This window comes from Leifsonia xyli (assembly GCA_001647635.1).
Lineage (GTDB): Bacteria > Actinomycetota > Actinomycetes > Actinomycetales > Microbacteriaceae > Leifsonia > Leifsonia xyli_A.
On the sequence record CP014761.1, the window covers coordinates 924,863 to 942,680 of the forward strand.

At 70.7% G+C, this 17,818-nt stretch carries 16 protein-coding genes and 2 pseudogenes; 6 read left to right on the forward strand and 12 right to left on the reverse strand.

Annotated elements, in window-relative coordinates:
* The first annotated feature begins 143 nt into the window (after positions 1–143).
* Complete coding sequence (locus tag A0130_04580; protein ID ANF31055.1) at positions 144–524, forward strand: glyoxalase; 381 nt, start codon at positions 144–146, stop codon at positions 522–524.
* On the opposite strand, the gene ubiA is transcribed toward A0130_04580, so the two are convergent.
* The 6 genes and pseudogenes from ubiA to A0130_04610 all read right to left on the reverse strand — a co-directional run bounded on the left by ubiA (position 525) and on the right by A0130_04610 (position 5,727).
* Positions 525–1,406: a prenyltransferase gene (gene ubiA / locus A0130_04585; protein ID ANF31056.1), complete on the reverse strand. Its 882-nt coding sequence runs from the start codon at positions 1,404–1,406 to the stop codon at positions 525–527. It abuts the gene before it with no gap.
* Entirely contained in the window at positions 1,403–1,726 is a 324-nt protein-coding gene (locus tag A0130_04590) for a lycopene e-cyclase isoprenoid transferase B (GenBank protein ID ANF31057.1), read from the reverse strand. The genes ubiA and A0130_04590 overlap by 4 nt, the downstream gene beginning before the upstream one ends.
* On the reverse strand, positions 1,723–2,079 hold the full coding sequence (locus A0130_04595; GenBank protein ID ANF31058.1) for a C50 carotenoid epsilon cyclase: 357 nt from the start codon (positions 2,077–2,079) through the stop codon (positions 1,723–1,725). The genes A0130_04590 and A0130_04595 overlap by 4 nt, the downstream gene beginning before the upstream one ends.
* Positions 2,076–3,668, reverse strand: a complete 1,593-nt coding sequence (locus A0130_04600; protein ANF31059.1) for a phytoene dehydrogenase — start codon at positions 3,666–3,668, stop codon at positions 2,076–2,078. The genes A0130_04595 and A0130_04600 overlap by 4 nt, the downstream gene beginning before the upstream one ends.
* A gap of 65 nt (positions 3,669–3,733) precedes the next feature.
* Positions 3,734–4,633 (reverse strand): annotated as a pseudogene (locus A0130_04605) (phytoene synthase).
* Positions 4,630–5,727, reverse strand: coding sequence for a geranylgeranyl pyrophosphate synthase (locus A0130_04610; GenBank protein ANF31060.1), 1,098 nt, complete (start codon positions 5,725–5,727; stop codon positions 4,630–4,632). Before A0130_04610 ends, A0130_04605 begins: the two are co-directional and overlap by 4 nt.
* Before the next feature lie 75 nt (positions 5,728–5,802).
* Here A0130_04610 and A0130_04615 point away from each other — a divergent pair, with 75 nt between their 5' ends.
* Complete coding sequence (locus A0130_04615; GenBank protein ID ANF31061.1) at positions 5,803–6,402, forward strand: MarR family transcriptional regulator; 600 nt, start codon at positions 5,803–5,805, stop codon at positions 6,400–6,402.
* On the opposite strand, the gene A0130_04620 is transcribed toward A0130_04615, so the two are convergent.
* Positions 6,326–7,870, reverse strand: coding sequence for an NAD(P)-dependent oxidoreductase (locus A0130_04620; GenBank protein ID ANF31062.1), 1,545 nt, complete (start codon positions 7,868–7,870; stop codon positions 6,326–6,328). The genes A0130_04615 and A0130_04620 overlap by 77 nt on opposite strands.
* A gap of 94 nt (positions 7,871–7,964) precedes the next feature.
* Between A0130_04620 and A0130_04625 the strand changes: the two are divergent.
* Positions 7,965–8,305, forward strand: a pseudogene (locus A0130_04625) (ATP-dependent DNA ligase).
* A gap of 82 nt (positions 8,306–8,387) precedes the next feature.
* Here the strand turns inward: A0130_04625 and A0130_04630 are convergent.
* Entirely contained in the window at positions 8,388–9,299 is a 912-nt protein-coding gene (locus A0130_04630) for an RNA polymerase subunit sigma-70 (GenBank protein ID ANF31063.1), read from the reverse strand.
* Positions 9,300–9,601: 302 nt separating this feature from the next.
* Here A0130_04630 and A0130_04635 point away from each other — a divergent pair, with 302 nt between their 5' ends.
* On the forward strand, positions 9,602–11,020 hold the full coding sequence (locus A0130_04635) for an MFS transporter (protein ID ANF33288.1): 1,419 nt from the start codon (positions 9,602–9,604) through the stop codon (positions 11,018–11,020).
* On the opposite strand, the gene A0130_04640 is transcribed toward A0130_04635, so the two are convergent.
* From A0130_04640 to A0130_04650, 3 genes are all read right to left on the reverse strand, one after another.
* On the reverse strand, positions 11,017–12,006 hold the full coding sequence (locus A0130_04640) for a DNA topoisomerase (protein ID ANF31064.1): 990 nt from the start codon (positions 12,004–12,006) through the stop codon (positions 11,017–11,019). The two genes, A0130_04635 and A0130_04640, sit on opposite strands and share 4 nt — an antisense overlap.
* Positions 12,003–12,899, reverse strand: a complete 897-nt coding sequence (locus A0130_04645; GenBank protein ANF31065.1) for a Ku protein — start codon at positions 12,897–12,899, stop codon at positions 12,003–12,005. Before A0130_04645 ends, A0130_04640 begins: the two co-directional genes overlap by 4 nt.
* A 117-nt stretch (positions 12,900–13,016) precedes the next feature.
* On the reverse strand, positions 13,017–13,283 hold the full coding sequence (locus A0130_04650; GenBank protein ANF31066.1) for a hypothetical protein: 267 nt from the start codon (positions 13,281–13,283) through the stop codon (positions 13,017–13,019).
* 186 nt (positions 13,284–13,469) lie between these two features.
* Between A0130_04650 and A0130_04655 the strand changes: the two genes are divergently transcribed.
* Entirely contained in the window at positions 13,470–13,970 is a 501-nt protein-coding gene (locus tag A0130_04655) for a hypothetical protein (GenBank protein ID ANF31067.1), read from the forward strand.
* Between the two features lie 56 nt (positions 13,971–14,026).
* The gene (locus A0130_04660) at positions 14,027–16,444 is read left to right on the forward strand and encodes an ATP-dependent DNA ligase (GenBank protein ANF31068.1); all 2,418 of its coding nucleotides are present in this window, start codon (positions 14,027–14,029) and stop codon (positions 16,442–16,444) included.
* A gap of 6 nt (positions 16,445–16,450) precedes the next feature.
* On the opposite strand, the gene A0130_04665 is transcribed toward A0130_04660, so the two are convergent.
* A complete protein-coding gene (locus A0130_04665) occupies positions 16,451–17,650 on the reverse strand; it encodes an MFS transporter (protein ANF33289.1) in 1,200 nt (399 codons plus the stop codon).
* Positions 17,651–17,818: the final 168 nt, after the last annotated feature.

The window sequence follows — 17,818 nt, forward strand, 5'->3', positions numbered from 1 at the left end:
CGCTGGTCGCTTTCGGATCTGGTGGCGGGTGGGATTTCGACGATAGCGTGCGGTGCCGCGAAATCGCCGAATGCGGATTGCGGCCGGAAACTGACCGGATGCCCTTCTACGCTGGAGGCAACCGGATAGGAAAGGCACCCATCATGACCATCACCGACTGGCGTATCGAGCTCATCATCCTCCCCGTCACCGACGTCGACCGGGCGAAGGCGTTCTACGTGGACACCGTCGGCTGGCACGCCGACCACGACCAGCGCGTCTCCGACGACCTGCGGTTCGTGCAGGTCACGCCTCCCGGGTCCGCCTGCTCGATCGCATTCGGGCAGGGGCTGACCGACATGGCCCCCGGCACGATGAAGGGGCTGCAGATCGTCATCCCGGACGCGGACGAGGCGCTGCGGCACCTGACCGAGCGCGGCGTCGAGGCGCGCGGGGTGCAGGATCTCGCGTGGGGGCGGTTCGTCGACTTCACCGACCCGGACGGGAACGCCTGGACGCTGCAGCAGCTGCCGAAGCGCGACTGATCAGCGCACCGCGGCCCAGAGGATGAGGAGCATCGTCACCACGAAGCCGCACGCGTAGTTGATCCAGAGGAACCGGCGCCAGCCGCGGTTCGCCTCGCCGGACCGCTCGTCGGTGACCGACCAGAACGGCGCCGCGGCCGCGATATAGGGCAGGGCGAGCACGGCGGCCAGCGGGCCGGGCCAGGGGGTGAACAGCATCGCCACCCCGGCGAGCGCCCACGCGGCGATCGCCAGGCGGACGGTCGCGGCCGCGCCGATGGCCGTCGCGATCGAGGAGATGCCGCCCTCGCGGTCGGGCATCACATCCTGGACCGCCCCGAAGGCGTGGCTGCCGATCCCCCACAGGAAGAAGGCGAGCAGCACGAGCCACAGCGCGGGCGTGAAGGTCGCGCCGGCGAGCACGAGCCCGTACAGCGCGGGGCTGGTGAAGTGGGTGCTGGAGGTGACGGAGTCGAGGAACGGCACCTCCTTGAACCGCAGCCCCTTCACCGAGTAGGCGACGACGGCGAACAGCGACACCGCGAGCACCAGCCAGGACAGCGGTGACCCGACGATGACGAGGTAGATCACGAACGGGACGGTGGTCACGACGGCCGCGATGAGGGTGCGGCGGTGCGCCGACCGGTCGAGCAGGGCACCTTCGGCGCCGCCCTTGCGCGGGTTCCGCAGGTCGGATTCGTAGTCGAAGACGTCGTTGATGCCGTACATCGCGAGGTTGTACGGGATGAGGAAGAACAGTGTCCCGATGACGAACGTCGCGTCCACGCGGCCGGTGGTGAGCAGGTACGCCGCCGCGAACGGGAAGGCGGTGTTGATCCAGCTGAGCGGCCGGGAGGCCAGGACCAGCTGCCGGAGCGGCGCCGCGGGCGCCACGGCGGTCACGCGCCGCTCCCCCGCCGCCGCGTGAGCAGCCAGAGCGCCGGCAGCAGCAGGAGCGCGGCGAGCGGGTAGGTGAAGTCCTCGAGGGGCACGAGGCCCAGTCTGGCACCGCTGATGTTCGCGTCGGTGTAGGTCATCAGGCCGGCGCCGATCATCAGGTTGTCGAAGACGGCGGTCAGCACGAGCACGACGACCGCGGCGATCAGCAGGGGCGCCCACCACCGGCGGGCGAGCCGGGCGCGATCCGGCGCCACCGCGAGGGCGACGACCAGGACGGCGGCCGCGACGGCCAGGAAGACGACACTGAGCAGGAGGTACGTCATCCGTCGCTCTCCCGCCGGTTCGAGAGGCGCCGGTTCGAGACCCGTCGGTCGAGCAGGGCGCGCGCCCCGAAGATCAGCACCAGCGTCAGGTAGCAGAGGAAGAGGAGGAAGAAGACCTCCTCGAGCGGCAGGTCCGGTGCCAGCTCGATCCCGGTCATCCACGGAGAACGGCCGCGGGCGAACACCCCGAGCAGGATGCCGAACGCGTCCCACGCCAGGAAGAACACCAGCCCCACCGCGAGCACGATCGTCGCGCGCCGCGCATCCCGCCAGAACACCAGCCGGAAGCGCGCGTCGAGCAGCACCATGGCGCCGAGCGCGATCAGCAGGCTCGCCAGGTAGGCCAGGCTCACGGGACGCGCTCGGCCTGCGGAGCCGGGAGGGGCTCCGGAAGCGGACCGGCGCCGCCGTCGCCGCGCAGGCGCTTGACGACCAATTCGGCGCTGATCAGGCACATGGGCAGTCCGATGCCCGGGATGGTGGAGCAGCCGGCGTAGAGCAGGCCGTCCACCTTCTTGGAGGCGTTGCCCGGGCGGAAGAACGCGCTCTGCCGGAGCGTGTGCGCCGGACCCAGCGCGCCCCCGCGCCAGGCGTTCAGGTCGGTGGCGAAGTCGTCCGGTCCGACCGTGCGCCGCACGACGATGCGGTCGGCGAGGTCCGGGATGCCGGCCCACGCGGAGATCTGCGCGATCGCCGCATCCGCCGCCCGCTCGATCGCCCGGTCGCCCTCGCCGTCGAGGCCGCCCGCGCCGAGGGACACGTCGGCGGGCACCGGGATGAGCACGAAGAGGTTCTCGTAGCCCTCCGGCGCGACGCCGGGGTCGGTCTCGCTGGGCATGCAGACGTAGAGCGAGGCCGGGTCCGGGATGCCCGGGTCGGGTCCGTAGATGGTCTGGAAGTTGGCCTCCCAGTCCGTGGTGAAGAACAGGTTGTGGTGCGTCAGCTGGGGAAGCCGGCCGCGCACGCCCAGCATGGCGAGGACGACGCCGGGACCAGGGTCGCGCCGGTCCCACACCTTCTCGGGATGCGTGCGCAGCGCCTCCGGCAGCAGGGCGGTCTCGGTGTGGTGCAGGTCCGCGGCCGACACGACGACGTCAGCGTCGACGGTGTGCAGGGACCCGTCGGCTGCGGCGTAGGTGACGCCGGCCGCGCGGGCGCGCGACGGCCCGGGAGCGGTGCGGATGCCGGTGACGCGCGCGCCGGTGACGAGCCGCGCGCCGGCCTCCTCGGCGAGCGCCGCGACCCGGTCGATCAGCGCGGCGAACCCGCCCAGGGGGTAGCGCACGCCGTCGTCGAGGTCGAGGTGGCTCATCAGGTGGTACATGCTCGGCGCCTTGTCGGGCGAGGTGCCGAGGAAGACCGCCGGGTAGCCGAGCACCTGGCGCAGCCGGTTGTCGGCGACGAAGCCGGCGGCGTACCGATCGAGCGGCTGGAGCAGCAGGCGGGCCAGGCGCGGCAGTCGACGGAGCAGATCCGGCGCGAACAAGGGACGCAGGTCGGCGAACGTGCTGTACAGGAACCGGTCGACGGCCATCCGGTAGGTGTCCGCCGCGCCCTCCAGGTAGCGGTCGAGCGCTGCGGCGCCTCCCGGCTCCTCCTGCTCGAACAGGGCGCGGTTGGCCGCCCCGTCCGCGCGGATGTCGAGCGGCGGGCGGCCGTCCTCCGAGAACACGCGGTAGCCGGGGTCGAGGGTCACCAGGTCGAGCTGTTCGGCGGTGGAGGTCCCCATCAGCCGGAAGAAGTGATCGAAGACCTCGGGCATCAGGTACCACGACGGCCCGGTGTCGAAGCGGAAGCCGTCGTGCTCCCAGGAGCCGGCGCGGCCGCCGAGGGTGCTCTTCTGCTCCAGCAGCGTGACGGCGTACCCGTCCCGGGCGAGCAGCGCGGCCGTCGCGAGGCCGGCGATGCCCCCGCCGATGACGGCCACGCGGCGGCCGGTCACGGGTGGGACTCCGTCCGGGCGGCCGCGGCCGGGACGATGGCCGGGGCGTGTGCGGCGGATCCGCCGCGCGGCATCGCGGCCGACACGGTGGCGCGGGCGAGGATGGCGAGCTTGACGCGGGTGGGCACGCTCACGCGGCGCGTGAGCAGCTCGGTGGCGGGCGTCTCGCGGATGCGGTCGCTCAGCTCCGCGAACAGGCCGTGCGCGGCGGCGATGGCGCGACGGCAGTTGTCCGGCAGGTCCGGGATGGCGTCGGCCGCCGCACCGAGGTCGCAGTCGATGTCGACCACGAGCGCCAGCTTCTGACGCTCGGTCAGGCGCGCCGGGTCGATGCCCGGGAAGTAGCTGCGGCCGAGCTCGGTCCAGTCCACCGCGAGGTCGCGGAGGAAGTTGATCTTCTGGAACGCTGCTCCGAGCCTGCGCGCCCCGGCCTCGAGCCGCAGCCGGGTCTCCTCCGGCACCGGGCTGTCGGCGAGGAACACCTTGAGGCACATCAGTCCCACCACCTCGGCGGACCCGTAGACGTAGTCGCGCAGCTCCTCGGCGGTGAAGTCCACCGGGCTCAGGTCGCGGCGCATGGAGGCGAAGAACGGGCGGGTGAGGTCGACGCCGATGCCCGCGGCGCGGGCGGTCACGGCGAAGGAGTGCACGACGACGTTGGCGCTGTAGCCGGTGCGCATGGCGCGCTCGGTGTCGGCCTCGAGGGCGTCCAGCAGCTCCCGCTGCTCGTCCACCGTGAGGCCCGCCTCGGCGGCGGCGCCGTCGACGATCTCGTCGGCGACGCGCACGAGCGCGTAGACGTCCTCGACCTGCGGGCGGATGCGCTGCCCGAGCAGCCGGGTGGCCATCCCGAACGAGGTCGAGTACGCGTGGATGATGGTGGCGGCCCCGGCGTGGGCCGCGTCGGTGTAGGTGTGCAGGTCCGTCGGCGGGGTGCCGACGGGAGCCTCCGGTGCGCGTGTCATGCGATCCTCCCGATGCAGGAGCGGGCGACGGCGGTGAGCGGGCCGGCGAGGGCCGGCGGGATGGACGGGGTGTCCAGCAGGGCGACGGCGGCGTCCACCTGCTGGGCGAGCAGCCGCTCCACGAAGCGGCGAGCGCCGCACTCGTCGAGCACCTCAGCCAGCCGGCCGGCTTCGTGCAGGGCGAGGTCGCCGCGGCCGAGGGACGCCGCGAGCTCCTCCCAGCGGGCGGTGCCGCGCGCGTACGCGATCAGGGAGGTCTCCTTGCCCTGGCGCAGGTCGCTCACGATGCTCTTGCCGGTCACGTCCTCGTCGCCGAAGACGCCGAGCAGGTCGTCTCCGAGCTGGAAGGCGATGCCGACCAGCCGTCCGTACTCGGCGAGGGTGGTGAGCACGTCCTCCCCGCCGCCGGCCAGGAGCGCGCCGGTCATCAGCGGGCCGGAGACGGAGTAGGCGGCGGTCTTGTGCTCGGTCATGGCGAGCACGTCCTCCAGCGTCGGCGCCTCGGGGCCGAGGTGCTCGGCCAGCGCCACGTCCGCGAGTTCGCCGGCGGCGGTGACGAAGACCCCGTGGTCGAGGACGTCCAGGAGGCGGTCGCGGGTGCGGTCGTCGGTCTCGGCGCGGGCGAGCACCGAGGCGGCCGCGTGGAGCAGCAGGTCGCCGGCGAGGATCGCTCCCGCCTCGCCCCAGTGGCGGCTGCGAGCGCCGTCCGCCCCGCGGGCTCCGGCCTCGGCGGTGAAGGCGCCGGCCACGTTGGGCCGGCCGCGGCGCACGGTGTCGCCGTCGATGACGTCGTCGTGCAGCAGGAACGCGGTGTGCAGCAGCTCGTAGGCGACGGCGGCGGTACGCGCCGCCTCCCTCCCCGCGCCGCCGAGCCCATGGAAAGCGGTCAGCACGAAACGCGGCCGGATGCGCTTGCCTCCGTCGGCCGCATCGCGTGCGCCCTCCCACAGGCGGCGATAGGAGGGATCGAAGGCGGAGGCCGCGGAGATGCGCTCTGCGAAGTACCGCCCCAGCCGGGCGTCGACCGCCGCGAGGTCGGACTCGAGCACGGTCTCGAGCTCGGTGGCCTGGGTTTCTGGGTGCAGCTGTGTCATACCGGCGCTCCCTTGTCTAGCCTGGTTAGCAAATAACCTAGCACGCATCTTACGAACAGGAATAGGATGTCGCTCATGACATCGGCCCGGGACGAGCAGAGGCGCATCTCCGCATCGCTCACCGACCCCCGGGTGATCGATCCACGCCAGGAGCTGGTCCGTCACGACGACCTGAGCGAGGAGGAGCTGGGCCAGATCGTCCGGCTGCTCGGCGCGATGCGGGAATGGCGGGAGGCCGACCAGAGGCTCAGCCTGGAGTCGCGCACGCACATGAAGCTCAACGAGACGGACATGCGCGCGCTGCGGTTCATCATCGCCTCCGCGAACGCCTCCGTGCCGGTCACCGCGGGCGCGCTGTCCGACCACCTCCGCATCTCGACGGCATCGACCACCAAGCTGCTCGACCGGCTGGAGCGCGCGGGTCATGTCGTGCGGCGCCCGCATCCCACCGACCGGCGCGCGGTCGTGGTCGAGATCACGCCCGAGACCCAGGCGGAGGTGCGCCGCACCATGGGCCTGCAGCACGCGCGCCGGTTCGAGGTCGCCCGGTCGCTCAGCCCCAGCGATCGTGATACCGTCATCCGCTTCCTCCAGGACCTCAGCGCGACGACGCTCGCAGCGGTGGGCTCGGAGCAGGAGCGACCGGCTCCGGGGACGGACGCGTCAGGCTCGTAGCCGCCTTCGGGTGCTCCGCCTCGTAGACGATGCGGTTCGCCATGCCGTTGAACACGATCCCGTGGAACGGCAGGATCGAGAACCAGTACAGCCGCCCGGCAAGCCCGCGCGGAAAGAACACGGCGCGCTGGCGGTACTCCGAGCCGCCGCCCTCGCGGGGCCGCACGGCGAGCTCCAGCCACGCCCGGCCCGGGACGCGCATCTCGGCGCGCAGCCGCAGGCTCCTCCCCCGCTCGATGCGCTCCACCCGCCACCAGTCGAGCGCGTCGCCCGTGTTCAGGTGGTCCGCATCCCGCCGGCCCCGGCGCAGGCCGACGCCGCCGACCAGCTTGTCCGCCCAGCCGCGCAGCGCCCACGCCAGCGGGAACGAGTACCAGCCCCGCTCGCCGCCGATGCCCTCGACCACGCGCCACAGCAGCTTCGGGTCGGCCGTCGACTCCCGTTCGCGCAGGTCCGTGTAGACCGTGTGGCCGGACCAGTCGGGGTCGCTCGGCAGAGGGTCACTCGGCGCGCCGGCGACGGACGCGTCCTGCCAGCTGGTCTCGACCTCCCCGGACCGCTCGCGCGCCAACGCCAGCCGCACCGAGCGGCGGTAGCCGGTCAGCCCCTCCGGCGGCGGCGGGATCACGGCGTCGATGTCGTGCTCGCGCATCACGCAGTCGTATTGCAGCGACTCGATGATCGGCACGGCCAGGCTGCGCGGGATGGGTGTGACCAGGTTCACCCACTGCGACGCCAGCCATGGCGTGAAGACCGGCAGCGACGCGATGGGACGCTGCGGCAGTCCCGCCTCGACGGCGTACGCGTTCATCATCTGGCCGTAGCGCAGGATGTCCGGGCCGCCGATGTCGAACGCGCGGGAGACCTCCGGCGGCAGGTCGGCGGCGGCGAGCAGGTAGTGCAGGACGTCCCGGATCGCGATCGGCTGGATGCGGTTGCGCACCCAGCGGGGCGCCGGCATGTAGGGCAGCACCTCGGTGAGGTGGCGGATCATCTCGAAGGACGCCGACCCGGAGCCGATCACGACACCCGCCTGCAGCACGACGGTCGGCACGCCGGAGTCGAGCAGGATGCGGCCCACCGCGACCCGGGAGCGCAAGTGCCGCGACAGCTCGCCGTCCGGATGGAGGGCGCCGAGGTAGACGATTCGGCGGACACCGGCCGCCTTCGCCGCGGCCGCGACCGTGCGCGCCGCATCCGACTCCTCCTCCTCGAAGTCGCCGCGCGCCCGCATCGAGTGGACCAGGTAGTAGACGACGTCGACATCGGTCGTCGCGCGTTCGACGGCCTCGGGGTCGTGCAGGTCGCCTTGGACGACCTCCACCTCCGATGCCCACGGCACGTCGGTGAGCTTCTGCGGCGAGCGCGCGAGCACACGGACGGTGTGCCCGCGGGCGAGCAGCCGGGGCACGAGACGGCCGCCGATGTAGCCGGTGGCTCCGGTGACGAGGACGCGCGAGGGGGTCATGCGGCAGAGACTACGCCGCGTCCGGCAGTGGCGCGGTGTTCGCCCAGCGAATGCCGAGGCGGGAGAGCCGCCGACGTCCTGTAGTTTTTTCCGCATGGGCAAGCTCATCTACGGCGGGACCACCGAGATCGGTTTCGAGGACCGGGTCCTGGCGCACCTGCAGATCGTGATCGGGCTGAAGCTCCGACGCAAGGAGGGGTTCTTCTTCTCCTGGCGCGATGAGCAGGGCGTCGGCGACGGCCGGAGCGCGATCTGGGTCGACCCGGCCATCCCCTGCTGTTCCGCTACAGCGGCGGACGGTCCCCGCGTATCAACAAGGCCTGGCTGGAGCAGCTCACGCTGTCCTCCAACAGTGCGCAGGGCCTCCAGCTGACCGAGGAGATCGGCGCGCTCGGCGCCGACGAGGTCGACGCGGACTCCCCTCCCGGCAAGTAGTCGCTCCCCTTAACGAGATTTGCGCCAAATCTCGGTTGTGGAGCTTCCACGACCGAGATTTGGCGCAAATCTGCTTCGAGGCCTACCGGAGGTACTCGAGGAGCTCCGGGGAGCGCAGGCGCTTGAGGCTGCGGGTCTCGAGCTGGCGGACGCGCTCGCGGGTGATGCCGTAGACCTCGCCGACTTCGTCGAGGGTCATCGGCTTGTGCCCGTCGAGGCCGAAACGCATCCGGATGACCTTGGCGTCGCGCGGGGGCAACTCGCGCAGGCGCTCCTCGAGGTCGCGGTGGCGGAACTCGACCTCCACGGTCTCGGACGGGCCGGCGAAGTCGCCGTCCTCGATCAGGTCGCCCAGCTCGGCGCCCTCGTTCTCGCCGACCGGCACGGCGAGCGAGACCGTCTCCGAGTCGCTCATCTGCAGCTTGTGCACCTCGGCGGGGTCGAGGTTCGACGCCTCGGCCATCTCCTCCAGGGTGGGCGTGCGGCCCAGCTCGCCGCCGAGGTCGCGGCGGATGCGGTCGAGCTTGTCGATCTTCTCCACCGTGTGGACCGGGATGCGGATCAGGCGGGCGGTGTCGGCGATGCCGCGGAGGATCGACTGGCGGATCCACCAGGTCGCGTAGGTCGAGAACTTGTTCCCGGTGCGATAGTCGAACTTCTCGACGGCGCGCACCAGGCCGAGGTTGCCCTCCTGGATGAGGTCCATCACGGGGAGGCCGCGGCCGGCGTAGCGCTTGGCGATGCTCACCACTAGGCGCAGGTTCGCCTCGATGAAGCGCTCGAACGCACGCTTGCCGTCATCGGCGAGGTACTGGAGCTCGCGCTTCTCACGGGGGGTCAGGTTCGGGCGGATCGCCAGGCGCTCACCGGCGAGCACTCCCACCTCGATCCGCTTCGCGAGTGCGACTTCTTCGTCCGCCGTCAGGAGGCGGGTGCGGCCGATCGAGTTCAGGTAGTCGCGTACCGGGTCGCTGGTCACTTCGAGCGTGGTCATCGTGTCATCCCATTCAGCCCATGTACTCACGGGCAGTCCTCGTTGCTGCTCTCAGTTCGGGTGCCTCGGGCCTCTCGTGGAGTCCCTCGGTTGTTAGCAACGATAAGCAATTGCCCCCTCGCACCAACAAGGGGTTGACAGTTGCGCGCTGCGTACGCTATCCGGGTTCCGAGCGCAAACGGGACGAAAAGTCAAGGCTCTGGAGGCCGATCCACAGGCGCCCTACTGTCGCTCGGGTGAGTGCACACACGGAGAGCAGAGCGGCGTCGCTGAAGACGATCCGCACGACCATCCCGGCCCGCATGGACCGGCTGCCCTGGTCGAAGTTCCACTGGCTGGTCGTCGTCGGACTCGGCACGGTCTGGATCCTCGACGGGCTCGAGGTCACCATCGTCGGCGCCATCGGAAGCCGGCTGACCGAGCCGGACAGCGGCCTCGGCCTCACCACCGCCCAGGTCGGCCTCGCCGCCGCGATCTACGTCGCGGGCGCCTGCACCGGGTCACTGGTGTTCGGCTATCTGACAGACCGGTTCGGCCGGAAGAAGCTGTTCATCCTCACCCTCGGCCTCTACCTGGTAGCGACCGTGCTCACCGCGTTCTCGTTCACGCCGTGGATGTTCTTCGTCTTCCGGTTCTTCACCGGCGCGGGCATCGGCGGCGAGTACGCGGCCATCAACTCCGCCATCGACGAGCTCATCCCGGCTCGCCGCCGCGGGCTCGTGGACCTGGCCATCAACGGGTCGTACTGGCTCGGGACGGCGTTCGGCGCCATCCTGACCGTGTTCCTGCTCAACACCGCGATCTTCCCGCCGAACATCGGCTGGCGCATCGCGTTCGGCCTGGGCGCGGTCCTCGGTCTCGTCATCCTCCTGGTGCGTCGCAACGTGCCGGAGTCGCCGCGGTGGATGTTCATCCACGGCCGCGACGAGGAGGCCGAGAAGGAGGTCGCCGAGATCGAGGAGGGGGTCGAGAAGGAGACCGGGAAGAGCCTCGACGCGGTGCCGGACGACAAGGCGATCGAGATCCACCAGCGCCGCTCCACGAGCTTCGGCGAGATCTTCCGCGTCGCGCTGTTCCAGTACCCGAAGCGGTTCGTGCTGGGGCTGTCGCTCTTCATCGGCCAGGCGTTCCTGTACAACGCCGTGTTCTTCACGTACTCGCTGGTGCTGACGAAGCTGCTGCATGTGCCGGACGACGTGGCGCCGTGGGCGCTCGTGCCGATCGCGATCGGCAACTTCCTCGGGCCGTTCCTGCTCGGTCACCTCTTCGACACGGTGGGACGCAAGTTCATGATCACGCTGTCGTACGTCGGCAGCGGCGTGCTGCTGGTCGGCACGGCCATCCTGTTCGACATGGGCGCTCTCGACGCGTTCTGGCTGACGGCATGCTGGATGGTCGTCTTCTTCTTCGCGTCGGCCGGCGCGAGCGCCGCGTACCTGACGGTGAGCGAGATCTTCCCGATGGAGACCCGGGCGATGGCGATCGCGTTCTTCTACGCGGTCGGCACCGGCATCGGCGGCATCATCGGCCCGATCCTCTTCGGAAATCTCATCGAGGGCGGCATCCACTCGGTGGTCATCGGCTACTACATCGGCGCCGGCCTCATGATCGCCGCCGGCCTGGTGGAGCTGTTCCTCGGCGTGAACGCGGAGGGCAAGTCGCTGGAGGAGATCGCCGCCCCGCTCTCCGCCTCCACGAAGGCGCAGACCCCGACGCGCTAGCTCGCCCGCTCGACGTCCCGGGGGCCCGCGTCGAGGAGGTCGAGCAGGGCGGCCTCGGGGACGCGGGAGGTGTCGATCACCTCGCCGTTGCGGTAGCGGTCGAAGATGCGCGGGTCGATGTAGCTGTTGCGCGCGATCGTCGGGGTGTTGCCGAGGGCGGAGGCCGCCTCGTTGACGGCGGCGCTGACCCGCTTCTTGCGCTGCGAGTCCGAGCCCGCCAGCCCGAGGTCGGCAAGCGCCGTGGCGGCGACGATGGTGCCCTTCAGCGTCCGGAAGTCCTTCGCGGTGAACTCGCCGCGCGTCTGCCGGCGGATGTACTCGTTGAGCGAGGCCGGGCGGATGGTGTGCCAGGTGCCGTCCTTCCACGACAGCAGGCGCGACCGCTGGCCGCGGAGCGCCTGGATCTGGCGGAGCAGCTCGGCGAGGTCCTCGTCGTTGATCGTGCTCGTCCACTTCTGCGCCGACTTCGCCGGGAAGGTCAACGTGATGTCGTCGCCGTCGATGACGGCGTGCCGGCACAGCAGCGTGGTGAGGCCGCGGCTGCCGTTGGCGTGCAGGTACTCCTCGCTGCCGATCCGGACGCTGCCGAGGTCGATGATCCGGAAGGCGGCCGCCAGGATGCGGTCACGGCCGAAGCCCTCCTCGCGCAGGTCCATGGTCACCTTGCGGCGGGCCGACGGGAGGGTCTCGGCGAGCTGGGCCGCGCGCTCGAACTTCAGGCGGTCCTGATGCAGGCGCCACGAGTCGTGGTACCGGTACTGGCGGCGTCCGGCCTGGTCGGTGCCGACGGCCTGGATGTGGCCGCGTGCGTCCGGCGAGATCCACACGTCCTCCCACGCGGGCGGCAGCACGAGGGAGCGGATGCGCTCCAGTTCGCGCTCGTCGACGATGCGGTTGCCCGCTTCGTCCTCGTAGACCGGTCCCTTGTCGGTCATCCTCCGGTGATAGCCGGGGCCGGACGGGTTGCTCCGCTTGAGCCGCGTCACGCGGGCTTCTTCGCAGACTTCTTGGCGGGAGCCTTCTTCGCGGGAGCCTTCGTGGCGGGCGCCTTCTTCGCTGTGGAGGCGGACGACCCCGCGGACGACTTCGTCGACCGGCTGCGTTCGACGCTGCGCTGCAGCGCCTCCATCAGGTCGATGACCTCGCCGCCGCCCTTCTTCTCGGACTCCTCCTCGCCGAAGGTCGCGGCGGTGTCGACGCTGTCGCCCTCCTCGAGCTTGGCGTCGATGAGCTTCCGCAGCTCCACCTGGTACTCGTCGCTGAACTTCTCCGGCTCGAAGTCGCCGGCGAAGCTCTCCATCAGGGCGCTCGAAAGCTGCAGCTCGCGGTCGGAGATGCGCGGCGTCTGGTCGAGCGCCGGGAAGTCGGCCTCGCGGATCTCGTCGTGCCAGAGCAGCGTCTGCAGCACGAGCACGTTGCCGCGCACGCGCAGGGCGGCAAGCCGGGTCTTCTGGCGGAGGGCGAACTCCACGATGGCGGTCCGCTCCTCGTCCTCGAGCGTCTTGCGCAGCAGCGCGTACGCCTTGAGGGACTTGGAGTCGGGCTCCAGGTAGTAGCTGCGGTCGAACATGAGCGGGTCGAGCTGGTCGTTGGGGACGAACTCCACGACGTCGATCTCGCGGCTGCGCTCGGAGGGCAGCGACGCGATGTCCTCGGGCGTGAGGATGACGGTCCGCTCGCCGTCGTCGTACGCCTTCGCGATGTGCTCGTACGGGATGACCTTGCCGTCGATCTCGCAGCGTCGCTGGTAGCGGATCCGTCCGCCGTCCTCGTCGTGCACCTGGTGCAGCGGGACGTCGTGATCCTCGGTTGCGCTGTACACCTTCACCGGGACGTTCACGAGTCCGAAGGTGATGGCGCCCGTCCAAATGGCCCTCATGTGCCCATGTTGACCAGAAAGCGGGCGCTACTCAACCCTCCGGTGTCGAATGTCGCCGCCGGATGGCCCCGATCCGCCTGCCGATAGTCCATCGGCAGGCGGATGGTCGAGCGTCGTCTACCAGATCACGTAGTCGTAGAACGTGCCGTAGTGGTAGCCGAAGAAGATCAGCATGACGAGCTTGAACAGGCTGCCGATGAGCTTGAGACCACCGAGGATCACGGCGATGAGCGCCAGGGCGCGGCCACGCTCGCCCGTCCGCGCGATTTGCGAGAGGCCGGCTGCGCCGAGGACGAGGGCGAGCGGGCTGAAGACGAACAGGAACACGAAGCCGACGACGGCCATCGTGTTCCATCGGCTGGTGGTCTGGGTGGTTGCGGACATGGTTCTCCTGGTGAAGGTGGGACGAAGACGCGAGTGCGCCCCCATCGAAGGAAGACGCGCCTTTCACCGTTCTCTGACGAAATCCACGCAAATCGCGTCACGGTGGCACGCCCGGACCGTCTGAACCAGTAGGGCAGCAGCTGCGCGTCCGCATCCATTCAGCAGTCACCAGAAAGAACTCATCACATGCGCAAGAACCTCCTCGTCCGTGCTCTCGCCGTCGGCGCTCTCGCCATCGCCGCCGGAAGCGTGCTCAGCGCCTGCAGCGTGCAGGATGGCTCCGGCACCACCGTTCCCTCGGGGAAGGTCACCGTCGAGATCGACGGCAAGAAGACCACCTACGACGACGGCACGTCGATCACCGGAGCCGGCAAGCCGATCTCGGTCGGCACCAACAAGTCGAAGGCCACCATCGCGTGTACCGGCGGCGAGGCGATCACCCTGCTCGGCGACACCGGCACGATCACCCTCTCCGGAGACTGCGGCGACATCTCCGCCACCGGCGCGCACACCCACGTAACCCTGGACAGCGGCAAGGAGCTGTCCATCCTCGGCGCCAACAACGTCATCACGGCCGGCGTGGTCGACGCGCTGAAGGTCACCGGCGCTGGCAACAAGGTCACCTACGCCTCGTCCACGAGCGAGCCCGAGCTGCTCGGCGTGAACAACGACGTCACCAAGAAGTAACCGCACCCGCGCGGCGGCCGCGCTCTCCGGCGGGCCGCCGGGCGTACGGTGTGCCTATGGCCGCGCCGGACACCGAGGTCGTCGACATCGACGGCCACCGCCTCAAGCTGACCAACCTCGACAAGGTGATGTATCCCGCCACCGGCACCACCAAGGCGGACATCTTCGGGTACTACAGCGCGGTCGCCGAGGCGATGATCCCCCATGTCCGCGACCGGATCGCCACGCGCAAGCGCTGGGTGCACGGCGTCGGGACCCCGGACGATCCCGGGCAGGTGTTCTTCCAGAAGGACCTCGACGACCGCTCGACGCCCGACTGGGTGCGCGAGGCGACCATCCAGCACTCCTCCGGGGCGAAGTCCTACCCGCTCGTGAACGACCGGGCGACCTTGATCTGGCTCGCACAGATCGCATCGCTCGAGATCCACGTGCCGCAGTGGCGTGTGGACCGCGACGGCGAGCGCGGCAACCCCGATCGGCTGGTGCTCGACCTCGACCCCGGAGAGGGCGTCACCCTCGCCGACTGCGCGGAGGTCGCCCGCATGGCGCGCGTCATCCTCACCGACATGGGGCTGGAGCCGTTGCCGGTGACCTCCGGCTCGAAGGGCATCCACCTGTACGCCGCGCTCGACGGGTCGCAGACCAGCGACCAGGTCTCGGCGGTGGCGCATGAGCTGGCCCGGGTGCTGGAGTCCGACCATCCGGATCTGGTGGTCAGCGACATGAAGAAGTCGCTGCGCGCCGGCAAGGTGCTGGTCGACTGGAGCCAGAACAACGGGTCCAAGACGACCATCGCGCCGTACTCGCTGCGCGGCCGCTTCGAGCCGACGGTGGCGGCGCCGCGGACGTGGCGGGAGCTCGCATCCAAGGACCTTCGCCACCTCGACTACCAAGAGGTCATGCAGCGCGTGAAGGGCCGCGGCGACCTGCTCGCCGACCTGGATGACGCGCACTCCGACGCCCGGGCGACGGAACCGGACCGGCTGTCCACCTACCGTTCGATGCGCGACGCGGCGAAGACCCCCGAGCCGGTGCCCGCCGACCGGCCGGAGGCGCGCGAGGGACGTTCGTTCGTCATCCAGGAGCACCACGCGCGGCGGCTGCACTGGGACTTCCGGCTGGAGAACGACGGCGTGCTGGTCAGCTGGGCGCTGCCGAAGGGCACCCCGACCGACCCGAAGCAGAACCACCTCGCCGTGCACACCGAGGACCATCCGCTGGAGTACGGGGGCTTCGCCGGTGACATCCCGCACGGAGAGTACGGTGCCGGGCACGTCGATATCTGGGATCACGGCGACTACGAGCTCGAGAAGTGGCGCGACGACGAGGTGATCGCGACGCTGCACGGCCAGCCGGACGGCGGCCTCGGCGGGGTGCCCCAGAAGTTCGCGCTCATCCGGACGAAGCAGGGCGGCGACGAGAAGAACTGGCTGATCCACCGGATGAAGCTGGACGGCGACGAGGAGCAGGCGCCGCGCCGGTCTCGCGAGCCGGGGCCGCCGATCACCGGCACCCCGGTCTCCCCCATGCTCGCCACCCTCGGCTCGGCCGCGGACATCTCGGACGAGGACGAGTGGGCGTTCGAGATGAAGTGGGACGGCATCCGCGCGGTCGCCGAGGTGCGCGACGGCCGGCTGCGGCTCACGACGCGCAACGGCAACGACGTGACCGTCACCTATCCCGACCTCGCCGGCCTGGTCGACCTCGCCGGCGACCACGACCTCGTCCTCGACGGCGAGATCGTCACGCTCAACGCGCAGGGCCGGCCCGACTTCGGGCTGCTGCAGACGCGGATGGGGCTGACGCGGCCGGCGGACGTGCAGTCCGCGCTGAAGCGCGCGCCCGCCCACTACATGGTCTTCGACGTGCTCGAGGTCGACGGCACGAAGCACACCCGCGACCCGTACGACGAGCGGCGATCGCTGCTGTCGGAGGTGCTGCGGCCCGGCCGCGGCGACGTTGTGCAGGTGCCGCCGGCGTTCGACGGCGACCTGGCGCACGCGGTCGCCTCCAGCAAGGAGCTCGGGCTCGAAGGCGTGATGGCGAAGCGGCGCGACAGCACTTACGCCACCGGGCGGCGCTCGCGGTCGTGGATCAAGATCAAGCACCACCTCACGCAGGAGGTCGTCATCGCCGGGTGGACGCCCGGCAACGGCCGTCGGGCGAACACCATCGGCGCGCTGCTGCTCGGCATCCCGGACGGGGACGGCCTGCAGTACGTCGGCAAGGTCGGCACCGGGTTCAGCGACCGCGCGCTCGACGACCTGAGCGCGAAGCTCGGGAAGCTGGAGCGGAAGACCCGGACGATGGAGGGCGTCCCGTCGGCGGATGCGCGCGGCGCGCACTGGGTGCGCCCGGACCTGGTGGGCGAGGTCGAGTTCGCCGAGTGGACGGGCCCCGGGAGGCTGAGGCAGCCGTCCTGGCGCGGGCTGCGGCCGGACAAGCGCCCGGATCAGGTGGTGCGCGAGTCCTGAGGCCGCCTACGGCGTGGGTGCGAGCGCGTCGTAGCGCCGGAACGAGCCCTGGACGCGGACGATCGTCGCGACGAGCACCACGATCAGCAGGCCGCCCAGCAGCGGCGGGAACCACAGCGCGCCGGTCAGCGCGAGCAGGCCGATGTAGAGGTCGCCGAGGCGCGGGCCGCCGGTGACCACGACCGTGAAGACGCCCTGAAGCCGGCCGCGCATCACATCCGGCGCCGAGGCCTGCAGGATCGTCATGCGGAAGATCGAGCTCACGTTGTCGGCCGCGCCCGAGGCCGCGAGCAGCAGCGTCGCGACCAGCAGCGCCGGCAGGTTGGCCTGGGTGAGCGAGGCATCGCCTCCCGCCGTACCGGTCAGGGCGACGACCGCGAGCACGATCCCGAAGCCGAGGATGCTCGCGCCGTACACGATGATCGCCCGCTCCACCGCACGACCCTGCCACCGGACACTGCCGAGACGTCCCGAGAAGACGCTCGACGCAAGTGTTCCGACCGCTCCCGCCGCGGTGAGGATGCCCACGGTGATCGGGCCGCCGCCGATGAGCAGCGCCCCGACGGCCGGGAACAGCGCGCGCGGCTGGCCGAACGTCATGGCGATGACGTCGAGGACGAAGGTCATGCTGAGGTTCGGGGCGGTGCGCAGGAACCGCAGCCCTTCGAGCACCGACGCGAGGCCGGCGCCGGTCCGCTCCCCCTCCGGCACGATCGCCGGCAGCGTGAAGATGCCGAGGAACGCGGCCGTGAAGAGCACGGCATCCACGGTGTAGGTCCACGGGATGCCGACGGTCGCGACCAGCAGGCCGGCGAGCGCGGGCCCGACCGTGACCATGACGCCCATGGAGATGCCGCCGAGCGCACTGGCGGCCGGGAGGAGGCTCGTCGGCAGCAGGCGCGGCGTGATCGCCTGCCGGGTCGCGCCGATCATCACGCCCGCGACCGCGTTGATCGTGGTGAGGATGTAGAGCGGCCAGACGACGGGTACGCCGGTCCAGGCGAGCAGCGCGAGCGCCGCCGTCGACAGCCAGGCCACGATCGCCGTCACGAGCGCGACCTTGCGGCGGTCGAACGCATCGGCGAGGACTCCGCCGTACAGCCCCAAGACGATCATCGGCACGAGCGCGAACAGCGCGACCAGCGACACGGCGAGCGTCGAGTGCGTGAGGTCGTAGATGTGCAGGCCGACCGCGACGACCGTCATCTGCGTGCCGATGCCGGAGATCGCGCCGCCCAGCCAGAGGCGCGCGAACGCGGGCGACTCGCGCAGCGGCGAGAGGTCGACGAAGTGTCGGCGACGGGGATGCTGCTGCGCGGTCTCCCCGGCGGGCACGCCGGCGTCGAGCGGCGCGGTGGGGTCGGTCTGCGCGGC